21 protein-coding genes, 2 tRNA genes and 1 pseudogene are annotated in these 21075 nt (G+C 59.0%); 10 read left to right on the top strand and 14 right to left on the bottom strand.

Annotation, left to right across the window (positions count from 1 at the left end; all coding sequences use genetic code 11):
• Nucleotides 1–172 precede the first annotated feature (172 nt).
• Nucleotides 173–2839: a pyruvate, phosphate dikinase gene (gene ppdK / locus BSK43_RS25590; RefSeq protein ID WP_077471243.1), complete on the top strand. Its 2667-nt coding sequence runs from the start codon at nucleotides 173–175 to the stop codon at nucleotides 2837–2839.
• Nucleotides 2840–2866: 27 nt separating this feature from the next.
• Here ppdK and BSK43_RS25585 read toward each other — a convergent pair whose 3' ends face one another.
• Together BSK43_RS25585 and BSK43_RS25580 are read right to left on the bottom strand one after the other, a co-directional pair.
• Entirely contained in the window at nucleotides 2867–3148 is a 282-nt protein-coding gene (locus BSK43_RS25585; protein WP_077471242.1) for a hypothetical protein, read from the bottom strand.
• A 91-nt stretch (nucleotides 3149–3239) separates the two neighbouring features.
• Nucleotides 3240–3653, bottom strand: a complete 414-nt coding sequence (locus tag BSK43_RS25580) for a hypothetical protein (RefSeq protein WP_136687235.1) — start codon at nucleotides 3651–3653, stop codon at nucleotides 3240–3242.
• Between the two features lie 241 nt (nucleotides 3654–3894).
• Between BSK43_RS25580 and BSK43_RS25575 the strand changes: the two genes are divergently transcribed.
• A complete protein-coding gene (locus tag BSK43_RS25575; RefSeq protein ID WP_077471240.1) occupies nucleotides 3895–4827 on the top strand; it encodes a DUF1499 domain-containing protein in 933 nt (310 codons plus the stop codon).
• A gap of 67 nt (nucleotides 4828–4894) precedes the next feature.
• On the opposite strand, the gene BSK43_RS25570 is transcribed toward BSK43_RS25575, so the two are convergent.
• Entirely contained in the window at nucleotides 4895–5803 is a 909-nt protein-coding gene (locus tag BSK43_RS25570) for an MBL fold metallo-hydrolase (RefSeq protein WP_077471239.1), read from the bottom strand.
• Nucleotides 5800–6102, bottom strand: coding sequence for a cupin domain-containing protein (locus BSK43_RS25565; RefSeq protein WP_068385075.1), 303 nt, complete (start codon nucleotides 6100–6102; stop codon nucleotides 5800–5802). The genes BSK43_RS25570 and BSK43_RS25565 overlap by 4 nt, the downstream gene beginning before the upstream one ends.
• A 156-nt stretch (nucleotides 6103–6258) precedes the next feature.
• On the opposite strand from BSK43_RS25565, the gene BSK43_RS25560 reads away from it, so the two are divergent.
• A tRNA-Gln gene (locus BSK43_RS25560) sits at nucleotides 6259–6333 on the top strand.
• An 89-nt stretch (nucleotides 6334–6422) separates the two neighbouring features.
• On the opposite strand, the gene BSK43_RS25555 is transcribed toward BSK43_RS25560, so the two are convergent.
• The 4 genes from BSK43_RS25555 to BSK43_RS25540 form a co-directional block, all read right to left on the bottom strand.
• A complete protein-coding gene (locus BSK43_RS25555) occupies nucleotides 6423–7145 on the bottom strand; it encodes an amino acid ABC transporter ATP-binding protein (protein ID WP_077471238.1) in 723 nt (240 codons plus the stop codon).
• Complete coding sequence (locus BSK43_RS25550; protein ID WP_077471237.1) at nucleotides 7132–7800, bottom strand: amino acid ABC transporter permease; 669 nt, start codon at nucleotides 7798–7800, stop codon at nucleotides 7132–7134. The genes BSK43_RS25555 and BSK43_RS25550 overlap by 14 nt, the downstream gene beginning before the upstream one ends.
• A 136-nt stretch (nucleotides 7801–7936) precedes the next feature.
• The gene (locus BSK43_RS25545; RefSeq protein ID WP_205910657.1) at nucleotides 7937–8755 is read right to left on the bottom strand and encodes a transporter substrate-binding domain-containing protein; all 819 of its coding nucleotides are present in this window, start codon (nucleotides 8753–8755) and stop codon (nucleotides 7937–7939) included.
• A 353-nt stretch (nucleotides 8756–9108) separates the two neighbouring features.
• Nucleotides 9109–9519, bottom strand: coding sequence for a hypothetical protein (locus tag BSK43_RS25540; RefSeq protein WP_077471236.1), 411 nt, complete (start codon nucleotides 9517–9519; stop codon nucleotides 9109–9111).
• A 302-nt stretch (nucleotides 9520–9821) separates the two neighbouring features.
• On the opposite strand from BSK43_RS25540, the gene BSK43_RS25535 reads away from it, so the two are divergent.
• Nucleotides 9822–9898, top strand: a tRNA-Pro gene (locus BSK43_RS25535).
• Between the two features lie 187 nt (nucleotides 9899–10085).
• On the opposite strand, the gene BSK43_RS25530 is transcribed toward BSK43_RS25535, so the two are convergent.
• Nucleotides 10086–10751: a hypothetical protein gene (locus tag BSK43_RS25530; protein WP_077471235.1), complete on the bottom strand. Its 666-nt coding sequence runs from the start codon at nucleotides 10749–10751 to the stop codon at nucleotides 10086–10088.
• A 440-nt stretch (nucleotides 10752–11191) separates the two neighbouring features.
• Between BSK43_RS25530 and BSK43_RS25525 the strand changes: the two genes are divergently transcribed.
• From BSK43_RS25525 to BSK43_RS25505, 5 genes are all read left to right on the top strand, one after another.
• The gene (locus tag BSK43_RS25525; RefSeq protein ID WP_246662693.1) at nucleotides 11192–11845 is read left to right on the top strand and encodes a pentapeptide repeat-containing protein; all 654 of its coding nucleotides are present in this window, start codon (nucleotides 11192–11194) and stop codon (nucleotides 11843–11845) included.
• Between the two features lie 42 nt (nucleotides 11846–11887).
• Nucleotides 11888–12385, top strand: a complete 498-nt coding sequence (locus tag BSK43_RS25520; RefSeq protein WP_077471233.1) for a GAF domain-containing protein — start codon at nucleotides 11888–11890, stop codon at nucleotides 12383–12385.
• 179 nt (nucleotides 12386–12564) lie between these two features.
• A complete protein-coding gene (gene msrB / locus BSK43_RS25515) occupies nucleotides 12565–13014 on the top strand; it encodes a peptide-methionine (R)-S-oxide reductase MsrB (protein ID WP_068385086.1) in 450 nt (149 codons plus the stop codon).
• Complete coding sequence (gene msrA, locus BSK43_RS25510) at nucleotides 13011–13538, top strand: peptide-methionine (S)-S-oxide reductase MsrA (protein ID WP_077471232.1); 528 nt, start codon at nucleotides 13011–13013, stop codon at nucleotides 13536–13538. The genes msrB and msrA overlap by 4 nt, the downstream gene beginning before the upstream one ends.
• Before the next feature lie 51 nt (nucleotides 13539–13589).
• Complete coding sequence (locus BSK43_RS25505) at nucleotides 13590–13949, top strand: DUF6314 family protein (RefSeq protein WP_136687233.1); 360 nt, start codon at nucleotides 13590–13592, stop codon at nucleotides 13947–13949.
• A gap of 66 nt (nucleotides 13950–14015) precedes the next feature.
• On the opposite strand, the gene BSK43_RS25500 is transcribed toward BSK43_RS25505, so the two are convergent.
• The 5 genes and pseudogenes from BSK43_RS25500 to BSK43_RS25480 form a co-directional block, all read right to left on the bottom strand.
• On the bottom strand, nucleotides 14016–14441 hold the full coding sequence (locus BSK43_RS25500; protein WP_077471230.1) for a lipocalin-like domain-containing protein: 426 nt from the start codon (nucleotides 14439–14441) through the stop codon (nucleotides 14016–14018).
• 365 nt (nucleotides 14442–14806) lie between these two features.
• Nucleotides 14807–15867, bottom strand: a pseudogene (locus tag BSK43_RS25495) (3-deoxy-7-phosphoheptulonate synthase).
• 445 nt (nucleotides 15868–16312) lie between these two features.
• Entirely contained in the window at nucleotides 16313–17374 is a 1062-nt protein-coding gene (locus BSK43_RS25490) for a porin (protein ID WP_077471228.1), read from the bottom strand.
• 435 nt (nucleotides 17375–17809) lie between these two features.
• Nucleotides 17810–18175: a hypothetical protein gene (locus BSK43_RS25485; protein WP_246662670.1), complete on the bottom strand. Its 366-nt coding sequence runs from the start codon at nucleotides 18173–18175 to the stop codon at nucleotides 17810–17812.
• A 227-nt stretch (nucleotides 18176–18402) separates the two neighbouring features.
• Complete coding sequence (locus BSK43_RS25480; protein WP_077471227.1) at nucleotides 18403–19965, bottom strand: MFS transporter; 1563 nt, start codon at nucleotides 19963–19965, stop codon at nucleotides 18403–18405.
• Nucleotides 19966–20143: 178 nt separating this feature from the next.
• Between BSK43_RS25480 and BSK43_RS25475 the strand changes: the two genes are divergently transcribed.
• Nucleotides 20144–21067 (top strand): LysR family transcriptional regulator, encoded by a 924-nt coding sequence (locus BSK43_RS25475; RefSeq protein WP_077471226.1) that lies wholly within the window; start codon nucleotides 20144–20146, stop codon nucleotides 21065–21067.
• Nucleotides 21068–21075 lie beyond the last annotated feature (8 nt).

Raw genomic sequence — 21075 nt, 5'->3', positions numbered from 1 at the left:
CGCCGTTTATTTCTCACGTTTCTGACAGCCTCCAAGGCGCCGATTTCAATCAATCGATTGAAATCGGAAAGCCGCGGGGCATATTTATTGTGCAGCGCAACATTTTGCCGTATTTGTCGATTTTCATTTGCCTCTCAATGAATTAAGTTCAACGCGGGAGTTGGACGAGACAATGACAAAGTGGGTCTACACATTCGGTGCCGGTAAAGCCGAGGGGCGCGCCGGAGACTATGAGATGCTCGGCGGCAAGGGCGCAAATCTTGCTGAAATGTGCAGTCTCGGCTTGCCGGTTCCTCCCGGCCTGACGATTGTCAGCGAAGCCTGTACCTACTATTACAAGAATGGCCGCAATATTGCCGATGAGCTGAAGCCGCAGGTGATGCAGGGCCTGAGGCAGATGGAAGCCATCACCGGACGCAAGTTCGGCGATACCAGGCAGCCGCTGCTGGTTTCGGTGCGCTCCGGCGGACGCGCGTCCATGCCCGGCATGATGGATACGGTCCTCAATCTCGGTCTCAATGACGACACGGTACAGGCGCTCGGCCACGATGCCGGCGACGCACGCTTTGCCTGGGACAGCTATCGCCGCTTCATCCAGATGTATGCAGATGTCGTGATGGGCCTCGACAACGAGGTCTTTGAAGAGATCCTCTCGGATGAGAAGGCTCGCTTCGGCCATGAATTCGATACGGATCTCACCGCCGTCGAATGGCAGCATGTCGTCTCGATCTACAAGACCGTTATCGAGGAAGAGCTTGGCGTCGCCTTCCCGCAGGAGCCCGAGGTCCAGCTCTGGGGGGCGGTCGGTGCGGTGTTTTCCAGCTGGATGAACCCGCGCGCCGTCACCTATCGCCATTTGCACAATATCCCCGAGGCTTGGGGCACCGCCGTCAATATCCAGGCGATGGTTTTCGGCAATCTGGGCAATTCCTCAGCCACCGGTGTTGCCTTCACCCGCAACCCTTCCACTGGCGAGAAGGAGCTCTATGGAGAGTTTCTCGTCAATGCCCAGGGCGAGGATGTCGTCGCCGGCATCCGCACGCCGCAGAGCATCACGGAGGCCGCCCGCATCGCCTCCGGCTACGACCGGCCGTCGATGGAGAAGGTGATGCCGGAAGCCTTCGCGGAATTCCGAAGCATCTGCGCGCAGTTGGAAGCGCATTATCGCGACGTCCAGGATCTGGAGTTCACCATCGAGCGCGGCACCCTCTGGATGCTGCAGACACGAGCTGGCAAGCGCACCACCAAGGCGGCGATGAAGATAGCCGTCGATATGGTGGCCGAGGGGCTGATCAGCGAAGACGAAGCGGTTTCCCGCATCGACCCGATGACGCTCGACCAGCTGCTGCATCCGACCATCGACCCGCGTGTCCGTCGCGAAGTCATCGGCTCCGGCCTTCCGGCATCACCGGGTGCCGCCACCGGAGAGATCGTCTTTTCGGCCGAAGAGGCGATCACGGCCGAGGAAGAGGGCCGCAAGGCCATTCTCGTGCGGATCGAAACCAGCCCGGAAGATATTCACGGCATGCATGCCGCCGAGGCGATCCTCACCACACGCGGCGGCATGACCAGCCACGCGGCTGTGGTCGCTCGTGGCATGGGCATCCCTTGCGTCGTCGGCGCCGGCACCATGCGCATCGATATGCGCAACGAAAAGCTGATCGGCATCGGCGTCACCCTGAAGAAGGGCGATATCGTCACGATCGACGGCTCCACCGGCCAGGTGCTGAAGGGCGAAGTGCCGATGATCCAGCCGGAATTGTCCGGAGATTTCGGGCTCATCATGGCCTGGGCCGACCGCTCGCGGCGCATGACGGTGCGCACAAATGCCGATACGCCGGCCGATGCGCGCGCTGCGCGCTCCTTCGGTGCCGAAGGCATAGGTCTTTGCCGCACCGAGCATATGTTCTTCGAGGGCGACCGCATCCATGTGATGCGCGAGATGATCCTTGCCGAAGACGAGGCCGGCCGCCGTGTTGCCCTTGACAAGCTGATGCCGATGCAACGGCTCGATTTCACCGGCATGTTCACCATCATGCACGGTCTGCCCGTGACCATTCGTCTCCTCGATCCGCCGCTGCATGAATTCCTGCCGAAGACGGACGAGGAGATTGCCGAGGTTGCCGGCAGCATGGGCATGGAGCCGGCTATCCTGCGCCAGCGCGTCGATGCCCTGCACGAATTCAACCCCATGCTCGGCCATCGCGGTTGCCGGCTGGCGATTTCCTATCCTGAGATCGTCGAGATGCAGGCGCGGGCTATCTTCGAGGCTGCGGTGCTGGCAGCGCGCGAAACCGGTGCCCCGGTGGTGCCCGAAATCATGGTGCCGCTCGTCGGCCTGCGCTCGGAGCTGGATTACGTCAAGGCGCGGATCGATGAGGTTGCTCGCGCCGTCATGACCGAAGCCAAGATGAAGATCGATTATCTCGTCGGCACGATGATCGAGCTGCCGCGCGCCGCGCTGCGTGCCCATATCATCGCCGAGGCCGCCGAATTCTTCTCCTTCGGCACCAACGACCTCACGCAGACCACTTTCGGCATGTCGCGCGACGATGCCGCCGCCTTCATCCCGACCTATCAGCGCAAGGGCATCATCGAGCACGATCCGTTCATATCGCTCGATTTCGATGGGGTAGGGGAGTTGATCCGTATAGCCGCAGAGCGCGGCCGCCGCACGCGCAACGACATGAAGCTCGGCATCTGCGGCGAGCATGGCGGCGATCCGGCCTCGATCCATTTCTGCGAGGATATCGGCCTGGATTATGTGTCCTGTTCGCCTTTCCGTGTGCCGATCGCGCGGCTGGCAGCGGCGCAAGCGGCGATCAGGGGACGAGCCTGATTCTCAAGTGATTGCGTGCGGCCTTGTTCAGCGACGCCAATAGCCGCGGTGATAGTAATATCCTGGGCCGCCGACAACGACTGTCGGACCCCAGAAGAAATCATCGTTGCTTTCCATGAAAGCCCGCTGATCTGCCTGTCGGCTAAGATCCTGATTCATCAAGCAATTGGCAAAATTCTCAGTGCCGCGACGGAAACCGTAGCCGCCACATCTGGCTTCGTCGGCCGCTCGTATTTCCTCGGCCGTCTGGCACGAAGAAAGCACGAACGCAATGGCGAGAAGGGAGACGATGGAAGCAGCGATACGCATGACTTGATGTCCTGAATGCAGAGATGCAGTCACGAATTATAGCGCCGCGCCTGATGGCGCGAAAGGCCTATCATCGCCGCGGGCCGAATGCCTAGGCGGCTTCTCTCGGCTGTTCCGGCAGGCGCTGCAGCAGGTCGATGAAGGCATCGGCGAAACGCAGCAGATGCTCGGTTTCCTCATCGGGTTGCAACAGGCGGATCTCGGCGCCGTCCTCATCGAGCGCAGCAAACAGGGTGCGCATTGTATCTCCCTCGGGGATCCTGATAACTGCAAGCCTGCGGCAATCGGGGATCAGGCCGGTTGCGGGAAGATCGAAGAGGAAATCGCCGTTGACGGCTGAAGCGGCGCTTCGCACGGCTTCGCAAAAGCCCGGCTCGCCGCCGGAAAAGCCTTCGAGCGAAAGCTCCAGCTCCAGAAGCTCGAGCGGCAGGATCGGGTCACCCGCATCCGCCGAGGTCATCGGTGCTCCTGCTGCCGGCTTGGCGGTGACGTCTTGAGAAAGCATCGGTTCCATCTCATCAAGTCCTTTCACAGCCTCGATAAAACGCCAAAGAATGGCCTTTTTTAGGAATTTAAGCAAGTACTCACATTTTTGTGCTGGCCATAGCTGCATTCGACGCCGGCGGGAGATTGCTCAAAGACGGCATGGGATTTGATTTATTTTCACCATTTCCTGATCTAAGCATAAGTTGCTTTCCGGGAATCGGCGCATCCGGCTTCCGATCCGACGTGCCGACGAGCCATTGATGACCATTCGCTTCGACCGTCCCGTTTCACATGCTGCCCGCGCTGCGCGTCTGATCGCGTCCTTTGCGCTGGTGCTCTGCGGTGTCACGCTGATCGGTCATCGTTTCGGCTCCCTGGAAATGCCCTATTTCGTGCTGCTGCTGTTGATCTCGGCCGGCTGTGCCGCCGTGGCGGTTCTGCTGGCGGTGATCGGCCTTGCCCAGCTTTGGCAAAGCGCTGCCTTCGGCGGTGTGTCCGCGGTCAAGGCAATCGTCTATGCCGCCTTGCCCCTTGCGATTTTCGGCTTCGGTGCCGAGCGCTATTGGACCCGCCCGCCGATCTACGAGGTCTCGACCGACCTTAGTGATCCCCCCGAATGGCTGTCGACGCCGGATGCCAGGCAGATCTGGCTGCCGTCGCGGCATCTGGTGACGCAAGGGGAACGCGACGCGCAATTCGATGCCTATCCCGCCCTGATCAGTCGTCGCTATGAGGGTGCCGCCGACCGCGTGCTGGAGGCGGTGCGCAAGGTTGCGAGAGACAATCACATCACCATCATCAAGGCCGATGGCGCCGATGTTGCCGATCCGAACGGCGCTGTGAAGCCGAAGCGGCGCACTCGTACGCTCACTCCCGGCCCAGCCCAGGATGACAATGCCGTCGGCGACGTGCCCGGTTTTGTTCCTGTGCCGACGCCGCGCCCCTTTCGCGATGGCGTCGCCGATCTGATCCGCCAGAACACCGATGTCATCCTGCAGGGTGAGACCCGCACCCGCATTTTCGGTCTACCTTGCGACGTGTTGATCCGTCTTCGTGAAGAGGCTGAAACGACGCTGGTCGATATCCGCGTCGCATCCCGCTATGGGCAGAGCGATCTCGGTGTCAGCGCCGACATGGCGGACAGTTTTCTAAAGGCACTGGATGCGGAGCTGCTTGGCATTGCCGGAAGCTAGCAATTCCAGGAAAAGTGCGCAGCGGTTTTCCGTCCGGAATTGCGTTAAAATAAAGAGGTAGACTGGTTCAGGCCGGCCGATAGGTGCCCATGAGTGCCGGCGGGCCATCGGTTTCTACGCGGCCCTTTTCGACGAGATCTTCCAGATGCGCCAGCACCGAAAGTGCTGCTGCGCCATGCAGGCGAGGGTCGGTATCGCGATAGATGGCTTTCACCATATCGGGTATCAGCCGATCGCCAGCCTTGATGCGCTCCAGCACGGCGCGTTCGCGCATGCGCCGATGGGTCCTGAGCCCACGCATGAATGCGGCCGGCTCCTTCACCGGACCGCCGTGGCCCGGCAGGAACAGGCGATCATCACGCGCAAGCAACCGTTCGAGCGATGCCATGTAATCGGCCATCGAACCATCAGGCGGCGCGACGATGGAGGTCGCCCAGGCCATGACATGATCGGCGGAGAAGACAATGCCGCTGCCATCCAACGCAAAGCAGGCATGGTTGGCCGTATGGCCCGGCGTCAGCAGCGCCGTCAATTGCCAGCCGTCTCCGGAGACGCTTTCGCCATCGGCAAGCACGATATCCGGCTGGAACTCCATGTCGGAGCTTTCGGCGAAAGGGTTGATCTCGCCTTGAAAGAGCGGCCGTGCGGAGCGATGCGGCCCTTCGCCGACCGTGCGTGCGCCCGTTGCCTCCTGCAGCCGTCTTGCGAGCGGCGAATGATCGCGATGGGTGTGGCTGACGAAGATATGGGTGACCTCGCGCCCCTTCAGCGCCGCCATCAGGCCGGCAAAATGCGCCTCATCCTCAGGGCCAGGATCGATAACCGCCACGGATGAGCCGCCAACGATATAGCTGTTGGTGCCATGGAAGGTGAAGGCGCTGGGATTGTTGACCGTCATCCGCTCGATGCCGGGCGCAACCGGGACGGCGCGGCCATAGGCTGGCTCGAAGGCAAGGTCGAAGTCGGGTGTGCTCATGATTGCTTGTATTCGATTTCGATGAATGACATCGGCTCGGAGCCGGCATTGACCACATTGTGCTCTACGCCCGCCTCGCGCCGATAGGCAGCCCCCTTGGCGATGTCGACGCGCCTGTTGCCGCCTGGCTCCTCCAGAAGAAACTGACAATCCGTCATCGGCACCACGACATAGCCGAGGCCATGAACATGGTGTCCTGTATCGGCGCCCGGCTCGAAATCCCATCGCGTGATGCGCACGACGGCGTCATCGAGGAGCACGGTCGGGACAGCCGGCGGGCGGGCGCGAAACTGGCTCATCGGATCTCCTGGTTGGATTGCAGCGCAGCAAGACCTATCATAGCGATCCGGGAAGCGCACAGAAATATGCGCGCGAGCATAATTAGTGATTGTGGCGGGATGCGACCTTTGCTAATCAGACGCCGGTTTGGCCGCTATGGCAGCCATTTCCTCTGTTGGGGCGTCGCCAAGCGGTAAGGCACCGGTTTTTGGTACCGGCATTCCCAGGTTCGAATCCTGGCGCCCCAGCCACAGCTTTCGGTTTTGCCATACTCGCCGCTCCGGTACTTTGCCATTCCGTCCATCAAAACGGAAAAGGCCCGCCGAAGCGGGCCTCTTGTCTAGAGTATCTTCGCCAGAAAACTCTTTGTTCGATCCATCTTTGGATTTGAAAAGAGATCCTGGGGAGCACCTTCTTCGAGGATCTGGCCGTGATCCATGAAGATCACGCGGTGGCCCACCTCGCGGGCAAAGCCCATTTCGTGGGTGACGACGACCATCGTCATGCCCTCATGCGCCAGGTTGTTCATGACCTGAAGCACTTCGCCGACCATCTCGGGATCGAGCGCCGAGGTCGGCTCGTCGAAAAGCATGACATCGGGTTCCATCGCCAACGCGCGCGCTATGGCGACACGCTGCTGCTGGCCGCCGGAAAGTTCGTCTGGATAGTTTGCTTCCTTGCCCGTCAGGCCGACTTTCGCCAACAATTCGCGCGCGACGCGATTGGCCTCGTCGGGCGAGATCTTCTTGACCTTGCGCGGTCCGATGGTGATGTTTTCCAGGATCGTCAGATGTTTGAAAAGATTGAACTGCTGGAACACCATTCCGACATGCTGGCGCAGCTTGTGGATGTTCGTCTTTGAATCGGTCAGCATCATTCCGGCGATTTCGATATCGCCGCTGGTTGGCGTCTCCAGCCCGTTCAGGCAACGCAGGAAGGTGCTTTTCCCGCTTCCCGACGGTCCGATGACGACGACGACCTCATTGTTCTCCACATGCGTGGTGATGCCTTTGAGGATCTCGTGATGCCCGAAGGACTTGTGAAGCTCTTTAACGCTTATCAACTTGAAGCCTCCTCTCAATGTACGACGAGAACTTCGACAGGGAGAAAATCATCACGAAGTAAAGTGCCGCGACGAAGCCCCATATCGTGAAGGATGCGAAGGTTTCGGAGATGACGATCTCGCCCTTGTAAACCAGTTCGGCAATGCCGACCGGCGCCAGCAGCGAGGTGTCCTTGATCGTCTGCGCCGCCTGGTTGACCAAAGGCGGGATCATCCGCTTGAAGGCCTGCGGCAGGACGATATAGCGCATCGTCTGGAAGCCGGTCATCGCGATGCTTGCCGCCGCTTCCTTCTGCCCGCGGTCGACGCCGAGAATGCCGGCTCGGACGATCTCGGTGACATAAGCGCCTTCATTCAGGCTGAGGGTGAAGGCGGCTGCCAGAATGGGATAGGTGAGCTGTCCGAACCAGGCATTGACCGGCAGGATTGCCGGCAGGCCGAGCACGATGAAGAAGAGCTGGACCAGCAGCGGCGTCGAGCGGAAAATCTCGACATAGGCTGTGGCGATCCATCTGAGCGGTGCGACCTTCGAAAGACGCATGAGCGCCGCAACCAGCCCGATGATGACCATCAGGATGATAGCGACGATCGAGTATTCGATGGTCAGGAACAAACCGCTTAAGATGACAGGTAGGTTTTGCCAAATGGCGTCCATGAATCGCGCCTTGTTTTATTTATTTATCTAGGATGAGCGAGGCGCGCGGCACTCTTTTCATGCCGCGCAGCCCCTGGATCAGTCATAGAATTTTCGAGACGTCGAATTATCTTCGGTCGTATCTCGCCGGCGGATATTACTCCGAAAGCGCGACCTTTGCCGGGTCGAGGGCCTCATTGACCTCGCCGCTGGTATCACCGCCAAAATACTTGACGAAAAGCTGGTGATACTCGCCGCTCTTCCGGATCTTGTCCAGGCCGTCATTGATCTTGGTGACGAGCTCGGGCTTCGTCTTGCTAAGCGCGATACCGTAATATTCGCCTGTCAGCAGCGGTCCGACGGTCTGCACGCTGTCGCTGTGCTTGGCCTTGAAGTCGATGTTGACGGGGTTGTCGAAGATGACCGCATCAGCACCGCCAGTCATAAGCGCCTGATAGGCAGCGTCGATATTCTGGAACTGCTTGATGTAATCGGCCGAGAAGCCGTGTCCTGTGAGATAGTCGACCGAGGACGTTGCCTTCTTGGTGGCGACGACATGACCCTTGAGATCATCGAAGCTGTTGATCTTGGAGTCCTTCTTCACCAGAACCGACAGGCCGGACTTATAATAAGCGTTGCTGAAATTGGCATTCTGCAGACGGCTGGCCTTGATCGTGATGCCCGCGACCGCGCCGTCGATCGAGCCGGCCTGCAAGCTCGGAATGAGGCCGTTGAACGGCAAGGTTCTCAACGTGACCGTCAAATTCTCGGCCTTGGCGATCGCATTGATCATGTCAATGTCGAAGCCGGTAACGACACCGTCCTTTTCGCTTTCAAAGGGTGGAAAGGTCGTATCGGCACCGACCACGATGCTGGTCGCTGCATCCTGAGCGACTGCAGCAGTGGTTGTGCAAATAGTGGTTGTAAGGCCGGCGGCCAAAGCGGCGACCAACGCGATGAATGACTTGTTTTTCAAGGGGGCTCTCCTTTTGACGGGAGACCAGGCGCCTGCGTCACCGCAAAGATTTCAACGGCCACCAAGCTCAGATTGCATGCATCTCCCAAGCCGATATATTCACCGTCATCGTTGGTGGGTCAAGGGTCGGTCGATAACAATTTCGACAAGATTCAGACGATTTTGGACGAAATTTGTCACCCAGCGAAGCGATTTCAGCTTCTTTTGTGCCATTTCGATCGAAAAGTGAGGTCAATTATCGAAAAATCGCCTGATTTCGGTAAAATCCCAAAACCATCTTGGGGAGCATTGGAACAAAAGCAGCAGGCGGCCGCTTGGGCCGCCCGCTCATATCATTTCGGGAGGCCGTGGCCTCAGCTCGCCTGCGCTTTTTCCGGCGGAGCCAGAAGTTCGGCGCAATAGGAAGAGCCGCTCACGCCGGGCTGGTCGCCGAGGATGCGGACCGAGCGGATGACGTAGCTCTGGTTGGTGACGATGTCGGCCTTGCAGCTGAGGTAGCGCTTGCCGCCCTTCTTGCCGTCCTTGGTCGCGATGGTGATCGTCTTGTAGCCGCCGCGCCAAGTATAGACGCGGTTGCCGCTTTCGTCGCGATCGGTAAGCGGCGGGCCGTAGGCCGCAAAGAAACGTCCAGCAGACTGGCCTTCCCAGCGATCCTGAACGGGGTTGCTCGCGATCAGCGAGAGGCCTGGTGTCGTTGTTGTCGTGGTGCTGCAACCGGCTAGCGCCAGCAACAGTCCCGCCGCGGTGGTCATGCGGATATTCATCGTGTCGTCCTTGAGCTTCTGTCACGCATTCGGTCGCGGAAAGGTCGCTGTCCCACGACGTTTCCACCTGTCCCGCCTAGGGCTTTAGCGCCAAAGCCGGCAAAAGAAAATTCCCATCCGCGTGTACAAGCGGGATTTTAATCAATCTGTTGCGTCTTTTGCACGCCAACCCCTTTCGAGCGTCTCTTCTGCCGATTTTCTGGGCAATGGTCGCTGTAATCTTTTCGTCAAAAATCAAATGGTTTTTTGAGATTGGTGCTTGTGCATCAAAAATGGCTGGTCTATAGAAGCGCCGCTGGTCACGGAGTGTAGCGCAGTCTGGTAGCGCACCACGTTCGGGACGTGGGGGTCGAGTGTTCGAATCACTCCACTCCGACCAGCGAAAAGCCTTGCGGATAAAGGCTTTACTCCCGAACAAGCCTCCTTCGATAAAAGCTGTTTTCTGGATGACGGACCGATTGCTGTCCACCTCAAAAGCGAATGCGAGGAATGTCCTCGCTCTCCGCCTTTGAGGCTCTAACCGCGCATTTGGCAAAGGTCGCGGCTGCTGGATGAAGTAAGATCGCCTAGGACAGATCCTTGATCAGTTCAGCCGCACTGGCCTGCCGTTCTCGCGCATAGCTCAGGACGTCGAGGGCAACGGTAAAAAAGGAGTTGAAGGATACGCTCCAGTACATGGGATCTCCAAAAAGGATATCGCCAGGCCCGCCGAAGTTTGTGTGAAGGCGCTCTAGCTTGTCGAGCGCGGGTTCCAGCGTGTAGAGCGCGCCACTCATGTGCTTCGCATCCCAGGCCTGAAGGTCATCGATTTTTTCGAATTCAAGCGTAAGAAGTTTTATGGCGCTTTGTGCGTCGGAATAGGCGGATCGCATATCGGCGCTGCCATGGGCTGCCTTTTCCTTGATGCGGATCATCTCCTCGGCTCGATATTGCAGGAGGATGCATCGGTTCATGACCCGTTCGGCCAGCCGGATGTCGTCTCTGTACTCGGCTCTGATGGATTGAGCGTGCTGCTTGCCGCTTTGCAGGATCTGCTCGCGAAGCAGAAAGAGGGTCGTGAGTGTCGCAATCGCGCCAACCCATCCACTCAGCGCTGCAAACCACTGCTGAATGCATGGGTCGTCCGGTTTACAGAATTGACTTTTTGCAAGAAAATCGAACTGAACTAATAGGATGACGGCCGCTATCGCGCCGACAAAAATGATCAGGGAATAAATTGCCGCTCGAATCAATGTGACCTCCTGAAGAAATTGCGCACACATAAGCTTTGGGGCGCTTGAACTGCAACGGAGGGTCGTGCGTGGCTATGCAAAATAGCGCCGGAGCTTGCAGCACGGGTGAGTTGCAACCCATGCGCCGCCGCGGCACGATCATGGGTATTCCTCATTCCTTCCGGGATGCTTTTGTAAAACCGTTCTTTTTGTCGCGCGCAGCGCCATATACAAAGGAGGGTGCGTGCGTCCGACTCGGGCACGAGACGGACTACAGGGCTAAGTGGAGTAACGGGATGAGTTTTTTTGAAGGGCTGGCCGGCTTGGTCGGGGAGGGGCTGAAGTCATTGAGGCAACGTCGCGATGTTCGGCCGCCAGATGCCGTCGGGCAAAGGCTGAGCGTTGCACGCAGTCTGGATATTCTGGTCCTGAGCGCTGTGCTTCTGCTGGCGGGAGCCAGTATGTCCGCACAGGCGGGCGATTGCGGTAATGTTGCAGCGCCCGGCCTCGACTGGAGCAAGTGCAGCAAGACCAACATCATGCTGCAGAGCAGCGATCTTCATGGTGCAAATCTTGCCGGCGCTCACTTTGACAGCACGGATTTGAGTGATACCAACCTGACTTCCGCCAATCTTGAAAAAGCGACCTTGGTGCGCACGTGGCTGAAGAATGTTCATGCCGATGGCGCGAACTTTAAAAGGATCGAGGCATATCGATCCGATTTCAGCAACGCCTCCGCCAATGGTGCTTCCTTTGCCAATGCCGAGTTGCAGCGCGCCGAATTCGGGGGCGCCAAGCTCAACAATGCCGATTTCCAGAAGGCCGAGCTCGGCCGTGCCGATTTCGACAAGGCGGTGCTCTCGAACGTGAATTTCTCCTTTGCCAATCTCTCCCGCGCGACGCTGGCCGGTGCTGTCATGCAGGGGCCGGTATCCTTCAGCGGGGCCTTCATGTACCTGACCCGCATCGAGGGCCTGGATCTGTCGAATTCGACGGGCCTCCAGCAGGCACAGATCAATCTGGCCTGTGGCGACACCACCACCAAATTGCCATCGTGGTTGAGCGCGCCTTCCGTCTGGCCATGCCCGCCCGATGACCCTGACGATAAGGACTGATGCAGGTCCCAAAAGACGCGAATCTTGAGAAAGCGGTAAGTGATGTTTGCAGAGAAGACGATCGAACACGACAGCAAGCCAGAATTCTATCGCGAGCTGGCGGGCCAGTTGCAGTCATTGCTTGCGGGTGAGCCGGATGCAATCGCCAATGCCGCCAATACTTCCGCGCTGATTTTTCAGATGTTGCCGGAGCTCAATTGGGCTGGCTTCTACTTTCTGCATGGAAATGACGAGCTTGTGCTTGGCCCATTCCAGGGCAAGCCGGCCTGTGTGCGCATCGCCGTCGGTCGCGGCGTCTGCGGGACGGCGGTCGAGAAGGCGCAGTCGATCCTGGTGGAAGATGTCCACGCTTTTCCCGGCCACATTGCCTGCGACGCTGCTTCGCGATCCGAACTTGTGGTGCCGTTGTTGCGTGATGGCCGGGTTTTCGGCGTGATCGATCTCGATAGCCCGGTTACCGGCCGTTTCGATCCGGACGACCAGGCCGGCATCGAGGCGCTGGCCGCAATTTACGCCAATGCCAGCCAAGCGTCCGGCTGAGCCGCGAGGCGGGCAACGCGTCACGCCCGCGTGATCGATATGGCAAAACACGCCGGTGATGCCTATATTGGCTCTGCAATCATTCCCTTAGCGCTGACCGAGCTCAATGACCGCCCCCGCATCCTCTTGCAGGCACTGGCCAAGCTCGAAACGCGTGCCGAGGGGCAAGGAGAACAAGAATGGCCAAATACAGCAAGACAGCAGAGGCAATAGCCAAGCTTACCCCCGAGCAATATCGCGTGACGCAGCAAAGCGGCACGGAACGTCCCGGCTCCGGCGAACTCCTCTACAACAAGGAACCGGGTATCTATGTCGATATCGTATCGGGGGAGCCGCTTTTTGCCTCTTCTGATAAATTTGATTCCGGTTGCGGCTGGCCGAGCTTCACCAAGCCGATCGAGCCGGCCAATGTCAGCGAGCTGACCGATATTTCGCACGGTATGGTGCGCACCGAAGTACGCTCGGCCAATGGCGACAGTCATCTCGGCCATGTGTTTCCGGATGGGCCATATGATCGTGGCGGCCTGCGCTATTGCATCAATTCCGCCTCCCTTCGCTTCGTGTCGCGTGACCGGATGGAAGCCGAGGGTTATGGTGCCTATATCGACCAAGTGGAGGATGTAAGATGACTACGGAACGTGCAGTTCTCGCCGGCGGTTGCTTCTGGGGCATGCAGGATCTCATCCGCCGCTATAGTGGCGTCATCTCGACGCGCGTCGGTTACAGCGGCGGCGATGTCCGCAATGCCACCTATCGCAATCACGGTACGCATGCCGAAGCGATCGAGATCATCTTCGATCCGCAGAAGATCAGTTTCCGCGACCTTCTGGAATTCTTCTTCCAGATCCACGACCCGAGCACGCGCAATCGCCAGGGCAACGACATGGGCACCAGCTACCGCTCGGCGATCTTCTACACCAGCGACGAGCAGAAGCGGGTGGCACTGGATACGATCGCCGATGTCGATGCTTCCGGCCTGTGGCCCGGCAAGGTCGTGACGGAAGTTGTACCGGTCAGCGATTTCTGGGAAGCCGAGCCGGAGCACCAGGATTATCTGGAGCGTTATCCGAATGGCTACACCTGCCATTTCGTCCGGCCCGGCTGGAAGCTTCCGGTCCGGAATGCGGACGCAGCGCAGCGCGCGGCATCCTGATAGGGGAGCGGTCCCATCGACCGGTTGAAGCCCTATCTCGGTACGTGGAATGTGAAGCGTCGGATCATCGATCGCTTCAATCGCTCCGTGATCACCTTCGAAGGACAGGCGTTCGTAACGCCTGTCCAGTTCGAGGAGCATGGTGACACGCGCAGCGAGCACGCGACGCTGAGAAGCAGTCGCACCTATCGGCTCGACGATGCGGCCGATGCCCTCACTATCCGCTTCCCTAGCCTTGCCGAATTCATCCGTATCGATGACAACGCATCTCAGCGTGTCATCCATCATTGCAGTCCCGATCTCTATCAGGGCCGCCTGTTCTTTCGCGGGCCGGATGCCTGGGCGGAGATGTGGCACGTGCGTGGGCCGCGCAAGCACTACCTAAGCCTCGCGCACTATCGACGAGCCTGAGAGGTCGACTGAAGAACAAGCCGGCTGACTAAGGGTCGCCTGGTTGCGAATCCAGCATAGTGAAAATCACTCGCGCCTGAAGTTGAGAACAGCCCTTCCTATTGGATTACCCGTTACCAACGGATTTGGCATCCAGGCCGTAGACACCTCGAGCGTGTCGCCGTCGAGCTTGTAGAACCGCTCTTGCTCACTGCCGTTCCAGGCCTCATTCCAGGATGAGTCAATCTTTGTGATGAACCTATTCCCGTCGATCCGGTACCGTCCGGTATAGGCCATCAACGTGCGAAAAAGTCCCAGCAGTCTCTCATCCGTATTGCCCGGTTCCCGCGCCTCTGCAGTTACCAGCACCATCATTCGTCCATCGGAGCCGAAGATAAGATGCCCGTTGGGCTTGGCGCCCCATGGTTGACTGCGCTCCTTTGAATCCTGCAGCTCAGTCTCCATGGAAACCAGCCGCCAGGAACCGTGAAGCCGGGTTTCGCGCTCAGACATATTCGCTCCTGTCGTCGTTTGCATCAATGTACCCGCCTGCCGAAGGCAGAACATGTTGCCACGCAAATTGCAAAACACCATCAAATTCGCGGATGCGCCACGGACCGCTGATGCCCGCCCACAGCCAGCCGGAACCGCCGAAGGTTGCTTAAATCCTCGTTGCTAAACCGAGTGAAAGAGAAATTGGGTGATTTCAATCCGTTGGGTTGCGAAGCAGTCGAATGATGCAGATGGCCCTTCAGGGATTTCCAGGCCACGGCGGAAAGCGCCGTGGGCTGGATATTCGCCGCTCATAGCGGCCGCGTCTCAAGGAGATTGATACGAGCGTGCAATGCCACTTGCTATGTCAAGCCTGGCTCTGAGACCTATCGAGCCAGGCGTCGTCTTGCCTGTGCCGCGCGTGCCAAATCCTCGAGGGTGCGCACGGATGTTGGCCAGTCGATGCAGCCGTCGGTGATGCTCTGGCCATAGACCAGCGCCTTGCCGGGAACGAGGTCCTGGCGTCCGGCGACGAGATTGCTTTCCATCATCATGCCTTTGATGCGCCGGTCGCCGGCCGATACCTGCTCGGCGACGGAGGTGACCACCAGCGGCTGGTTTTCCGGATTCTTGCTGCTGTTGGCATGGCTGGCGTCAATGATGATGCGTGGCTCCAGCCCGACCTTCAGTGCCTGCTCTGCAGTCGCCTGCACGCTCGCCGCATCGTAATTTGGCTGCTTGCCGCCACGTAGGATGAGGTGACAATCCTCGTTGCCGCGTGTCGAGGCGATGGCTGCAAGGCCTTCCTTGGTCACGGCCGGAAAATGATGCGGCTGCGAGGCGGCAATAATGGCATCGAGCGCGATCCGCACATCGCCATTGGTCCCGTTCTTGAAGCCGACGGGGCAGGAGAGGCCGGAGGCCAGTTGCCGATGCACCTGGCTCTCGGTCGTCCGGGCGCCGATCGCCCCCCAGCTCACGAGATCCGAGATATATTGCGGCGTAATCGTATCGAGATACTCGCAGCCAGCCGGCAGGCCGATTTCGTTGACGTCGACCAGAAGCTTGCGCGCGATCCGCAGCCCTTCTTCGATGCGATAGCTGCCGTCGAGATGGGGATCGTTGATCAGGCCCTTCCATCCCACGGTGGTGCGCGGCTTCTCGAAATAGACCCGCATGATGATTTCGAGATCGTCACCGAACCGGTCCCGCTGTTCCTTCAGCCGCGTTGCGTATTCGCGCGCTGCGGCGGGGTCGTGGATGGAGCAGGGGCCGATGACGACGATCAGCCGGTCGTCTTCATCGCGCAGGATGTTGTGGACGGCATTGCGGGCCTCGGTGACGGTTGTCGTCACGCTTCGTCGCGGGGAATTTCATCTATGATGCCAGAGGGCGGCGTCAGCGCCGTGATCTCGACAATGCGCAGGTCGTCAGTGGAATTCAGCACGGTATCGGTTCCTTGTAGAGGTCATACCGTGGCGACAAAAAAAGCCGCCAGGTAGACTAGCGGCTGTTCGGGTCTTTGGTGTCGCGTCGAGTTTAACTACGCACAGGCCCGCCTCCGCTGAGAGCAGCGGTACGAATAAAATCGCGAGGCATATGCATAATTGAACGACATGCGATGTCTGTACGATAAAAAATGCGCGATGTCGATGAGATTGATACGGAAGAAATGAATGCTGTTCGCCCGCTGCAATGGTATTTCATCTTGCGGTCAAATCGGGTCTTCGGGCCTGTTAACGCGATCGCTGCCGCGCGATTGAGGGCCGCAAGAAGAGGGGTGCGGAAAAGCGTAACCCCTGTCTCGGAAGGGCCGGCCCGACTTCGCTGGAAGTAAGGCCGACCCCCATCCGATCAGGGGTCAAGTCAGATCAGATCTCGTAAACGAGCTATTAGAAGCTGCGGTGGAAACGCAGCAGGCCGGACCACTGGTCCTGATTGATCGAATCCCAGTTGGTGTAGGAGATTTCTGGGGTGATCTGGAAGTTCTTGACCGGGGTGAACTTGAGGTTCGCCGTAGCGGCAAAGATCTTCGAGTCGGTGTAGGCAACCTGAGCGTTGGCCTGAACCTTGCTGTTGATCGGAACGGTCACGCCGCCCCAAGCAGCCCAGTCACCCCAGCCGATCGTCTTGGCAGGGCCGGAGCCGTTCGAGCTTGCGTACTTGTTCAGCTGATCGCCATCGGTGTTCCAGCCGGCCATCAAGAAGGCCTTGAAGACGCCGAAGTCGCCGTCGATGCGAGCCTTGATAGCGCCTTCTTCGACGATGGAGTCATAGCCACCGACGATCTTGAAGCCGAAGTTACCGGCCTTGTAGCCGAGACCGGCAACAACGTCAGGCGTGTAGTGGTTGACGCTGCTGCGGCCGTTAACGCCCGTAGCGCCAGTGCCGGAATTGCTGTCTTCGAGCGAAACAACAGCCGTGAAGCCGTTGCCTGCATCGTAGTTGTAGGTCAACTGGTTGAGTTCGTACGGGCCGTCATAGACCACGTCGTCGTTCATGACGCCCCCGGCATAACCCGTGTACAGGTTGTACTGCGAGTCGAGCTTACCGATCGTGAAGCCGCCGAGGCTGATGTTGGCGAACAGCAGCTTGGTGGTGGTTGCGCCGCCGTCGTTCCAGTCGAAACGCAGGACCGTGTTGGTCTTCAGAGCACCGTATTCCGTGTCGGATGCGGTGTCGACGGTCAGGTGAGCACGGCTACGCCAGTAGGTGCCGTTGTGCGAAGCCGGGTTGTAAGCGTCGTACCACTTGCCCTCGGTGCGAACATAACCACCGATCTTGAGGCAGGTATCGCTACCCGGGATGAAGAAGTAGCCAGCGCCGAATGCATCGCAGATGCGAACGTATTCGAGCGGTTCCGGCTCAGCGGCGACGATAGCGTCAGCTGCCTGAGCGCCAGAAACTACTGCGAGAGCAGCAGCGGAGCCAAGAAGAAGGCTCTTGATGTTCATAAAAAACTCCAATCCAATATAGATTGGGCATAGGCTGTCGCGCCGAAAAATCGACGTGCCCTGACCCTATCCCTGTTTAAAACCCCGACTCGGGAGAAACGGGCCCCACCCGCTTCTGGTCGTTATTAAAGACGAATTCCTGTAAAGTTATATGATATATTTTTCACAAAATGACTTTTCCGTGAATTTTGAATTCTAGTTGCATGAATGCCACATCTACAAACGCAGATAGTAAGTTCTGCATAATATTGGCTGCGCAATAGTCATTGCGGGATACGAAATGAGTGAATTCAAAACTCTGCTACTCTTGAGATATACTTGAATGGGGGTGGGTAGACCGGGGAGATCGCTCATTTCCCAAGCGAGCAGCGGCGATCATGCCCGCGCGCTAGTCGAAGGCATTGTCGTTAAACGACTGCTTGCTCTTTTAGTATTTCAGTATGATGCCGTCCGCTTCGACGCGGAGGCTACCAGCCTGCTCAAGACCGAACCGAGCATGATGCCCCATAGCCCGCTGGCCATGCCGACGATGATGTCGAGCGTCGAGCCATAATTGCCGTTCGCCAGAAAATGCGAAAGATAAAGCGCGAACACACTACCGATCATCAGCAGGCAGGTGAAAGATGGTGATTGGGGATAGGCGAGACGTGCCAGCATGCCGGCTGTGCAAAGCGCACCGGCGCGAAATATGTCGAACGGATTGCCAAGCGCGGCTTGCCAATTGAGATGCGCAAGGGTCACGGCAACCAGCGCCGCGATGTAGGCCCATGCGATAATCTTCAAAAACCGGTCTGACGTCATGACGATACCGTATAGCATCGGCGGATTTAAACGCCAGTCTCACGCCGTTTCAAAGATGGAAGTCCGCCGCGTTTTGATGCGCACATTTTATATGATGGCGAAATATTCTGTTGCGCTGCGAAAGCGCTTTTGGTGCGCTTCGGCCCTCGATTTGCCGTCTTGCCGTGCCGCGAGCAGTCGCGGGGCCGGCCGGTGTTATTGCCCTCGGCCGGCTTGTGAAAATGTCCCTATGCCTTCGATATGCGGAGCGCCTCGTCTCCTTCGGGCAGTTCGTCAGTGTCTTGGCCGATATCGTTCGACGATCCCCTGCCAAGGAAAGAGAAGACCACGATTGCCGTGATGGTGGTGATCGCCGTCAGCAGCCAGAGCAGTGCGCTGAAGGCGTCGCCGTAACCCTGTATCAACCCATCATGCCCGATTGCCGGCACATTCGATGTCGCGGCCGCAAGATCGCCGGTGACAAGTCGCTGTGCGGCGGCTGATGCGTGTTCGCCCGCCGAGGTCCCGAGACGGGACTGGATGAAGGCGGAAAGAATGGCACTGACGACGGCAAGGGCAACACCTTCGCCCGCGACACGTGTGGTGCTGAAGATGCCGGTCGCCATGCCAGCGCGCTCCTTGGGAACGACGCTGACGGCGAGCCCGTCCATCAAGCCCCATGGCAGGCTGATGCCGATGCCGATCGTCAGCAGCGGGCCGATTAGGGATGACGGCACGGAGCCGGCGGCGAAATGGCTGAGCCAGAAGAGGCCTGCCGCCGAGATCAGGAGACCGGTGCCGCAGATCGTCGCCGCACTGAACCAGCGGGTCAGAAGGCCGGCCACGATCGGCAGGATGAGCAACGGTGCCGACAGGGCGACCATCATCCGTCCGGCGGCAATCTCGCTCATACCTTCGATGCCGACAAAGCGCACGGGCAGCAGGATCAGCAGCACCACGAAGGCATAGGCGGGCGCCGCCGCCAGCAGCTGCACGCCGACGAAGCGCGGATAGCGAAACAGCGTGAGATCAAGCATCGGCCGTTTCACGCGGCGTTCGATGATCCCGAAGGCGAGGAACAGCAAGGCTGCGCCAGCCAAAAGGGCAATGACGAGCAGATCGCTCCAGCCGGTCTCCGGCGCGCGCAGCACGCCATAGGTGAAGAGCGTCAGGGCAAGCGTGAAGCTCAACGCTCCCGGCCAATCGAGCCCGGTTGCGGCGGGATCGCGGGATTCACGCAGGAAATAACCGCCGAGGCCGAGGGCTAGCAGTGCGAGGGCAACGACGAGCAGGAAGATCGATGGCCAGCCGAAGGCATCGATCATAAGCCCTGAGGTAATCGGCCCGAAGGCGAGGCCAACGCCGAAGCTTGAGCCGACGATGCTGAAGGCCCGCATGCGTGCGGCACCGTCGAATTCCTGCGCGAGCGACGCCATGCCGCCCGAAAAGGCCGCTGCCGCACCGAGACCCTGCAATGCTCGCAATATATCGAACCAGACGATATTGCTGGCAAAGGCCAGCCCGGCCGAAAACAGTGCGAAACAACCGACGCCGGTGAGGAAAATGCGGCGGCGGCCGAAGCTGTCGGCAAGTGCGCCGGCGGCCATCAGGCTGCTGCCGAAGGTCAGCATGAAGGCGTTGGTGACCCAGTTGAGCGCGATCGGGCTACCGCCGAGCGTTCGGCTGATGGCGGGCAAGGCAACGGCTGGGCCGGTAAATGTCAGGGGCATTGCCGCCGCCGCGCAGCAGACTGCGACGAGGACGAAGAATTTTTCGGTCGGACTTGCGACCTTTGACTTGGATGAGGTCATCGGATTTTCCGTTGGGTTTGAGCAAGGAGAACCGTGGGCGTTGCTGGGAGTGATGCGGGTGACGCGCCGCTGCCCACGGGGCTTCAAATGGCCAATGGAAGATAGTTTTGCTGTAATCGGATGATAATGAGGCTATAACTCCATATATATCGGAAGAAAACGCTCGAATGGAGTGGCTATGGATCGCTTGAGTGGCCTGAATGCTTTTGTCCGCACTGCGGATCTCGGCAGTTTTGCCGCCGCCGGCCGCGTGCTCGGTCTCTCTGCGTCGGCGGTCGGCAAGGCGGTCAGCAATCTGGAGCGCCAGCTTGGCGTCCGGTTATTGCAGCGCTCCACCCGCAGCATCCGGTTGACGGAGGAGGGGCGGCTCTTTCACGAGCGCTGCCGGCGCGTGCTCGACGATCTCGACGATGCCCAGGCTTCGTTGGCGCAGTCGGTTGCGGTGCCGCGTGGAAGGCTGCGCGTCAGCGTGCCCATCGTCAGCTATCATTTCCTGCTGCCGGTGGTGCCGGAATTCGTGGCGCGCTATCCCGATGTCGAACTCGACATCGATTTCAACGACCGCATTGTCGATATGATCGAGGAGGGTGTCGATGTCGCCATCCGCAGTGGCGACCTGCCGGATTCGCGGCTGATGTCACGCACCCTGCGGCCGTTCCAGATGCTGATCTGCGCAGCTCCCAGCTATTTGGAGCGCCACGGCATTCCCGAGAGCCCGCGCGCGCTCAACGAGCATCTGGCGGTGCGGTTCCGGTTTCCCAACAGCGGCAAGCTACAGGATTGGCCGTTATCCTTGTCGGAGGAGGAGCCTGAGTTGCGCATGCGAACGGCCTTTTCCTGCAATAATATGGAAGCCGTGCGCGGCGCCACCGTCGCCGGCCTCGGCATCGGATGCATGCCGGATTTCCTGGTGCGCAGTTCGCTTGCCGAAGGGAAGCTGCAAACCGTTCTCGATGATTTCATCGATGAGCCCGGCCATTTCCACGTGCTCTGGCCATCGAGCCGTCATCTGTCGCCTAAGGTTCGGGTATTCGTCGATTTTCTGAGCGAAAGGCTTTTTGCAAAGAGTTGCGATGTGCTGCCTGCTGCCGACAAGGCATGAAGCAAGGT

Origin of the sequence: Rhizobium sp. P44RR-XXIV (assembly GCF_001999485.2) — a bacterium.
Classification (GTDB): Bacteria; Pseudomonadota; Alphaproteobacteria; order Rhizobiales; family Rhizobiaceae; genus Rhizobium.
This window is presented reverse-complemented; position numbering and strand designations above follow the sequence as displayed.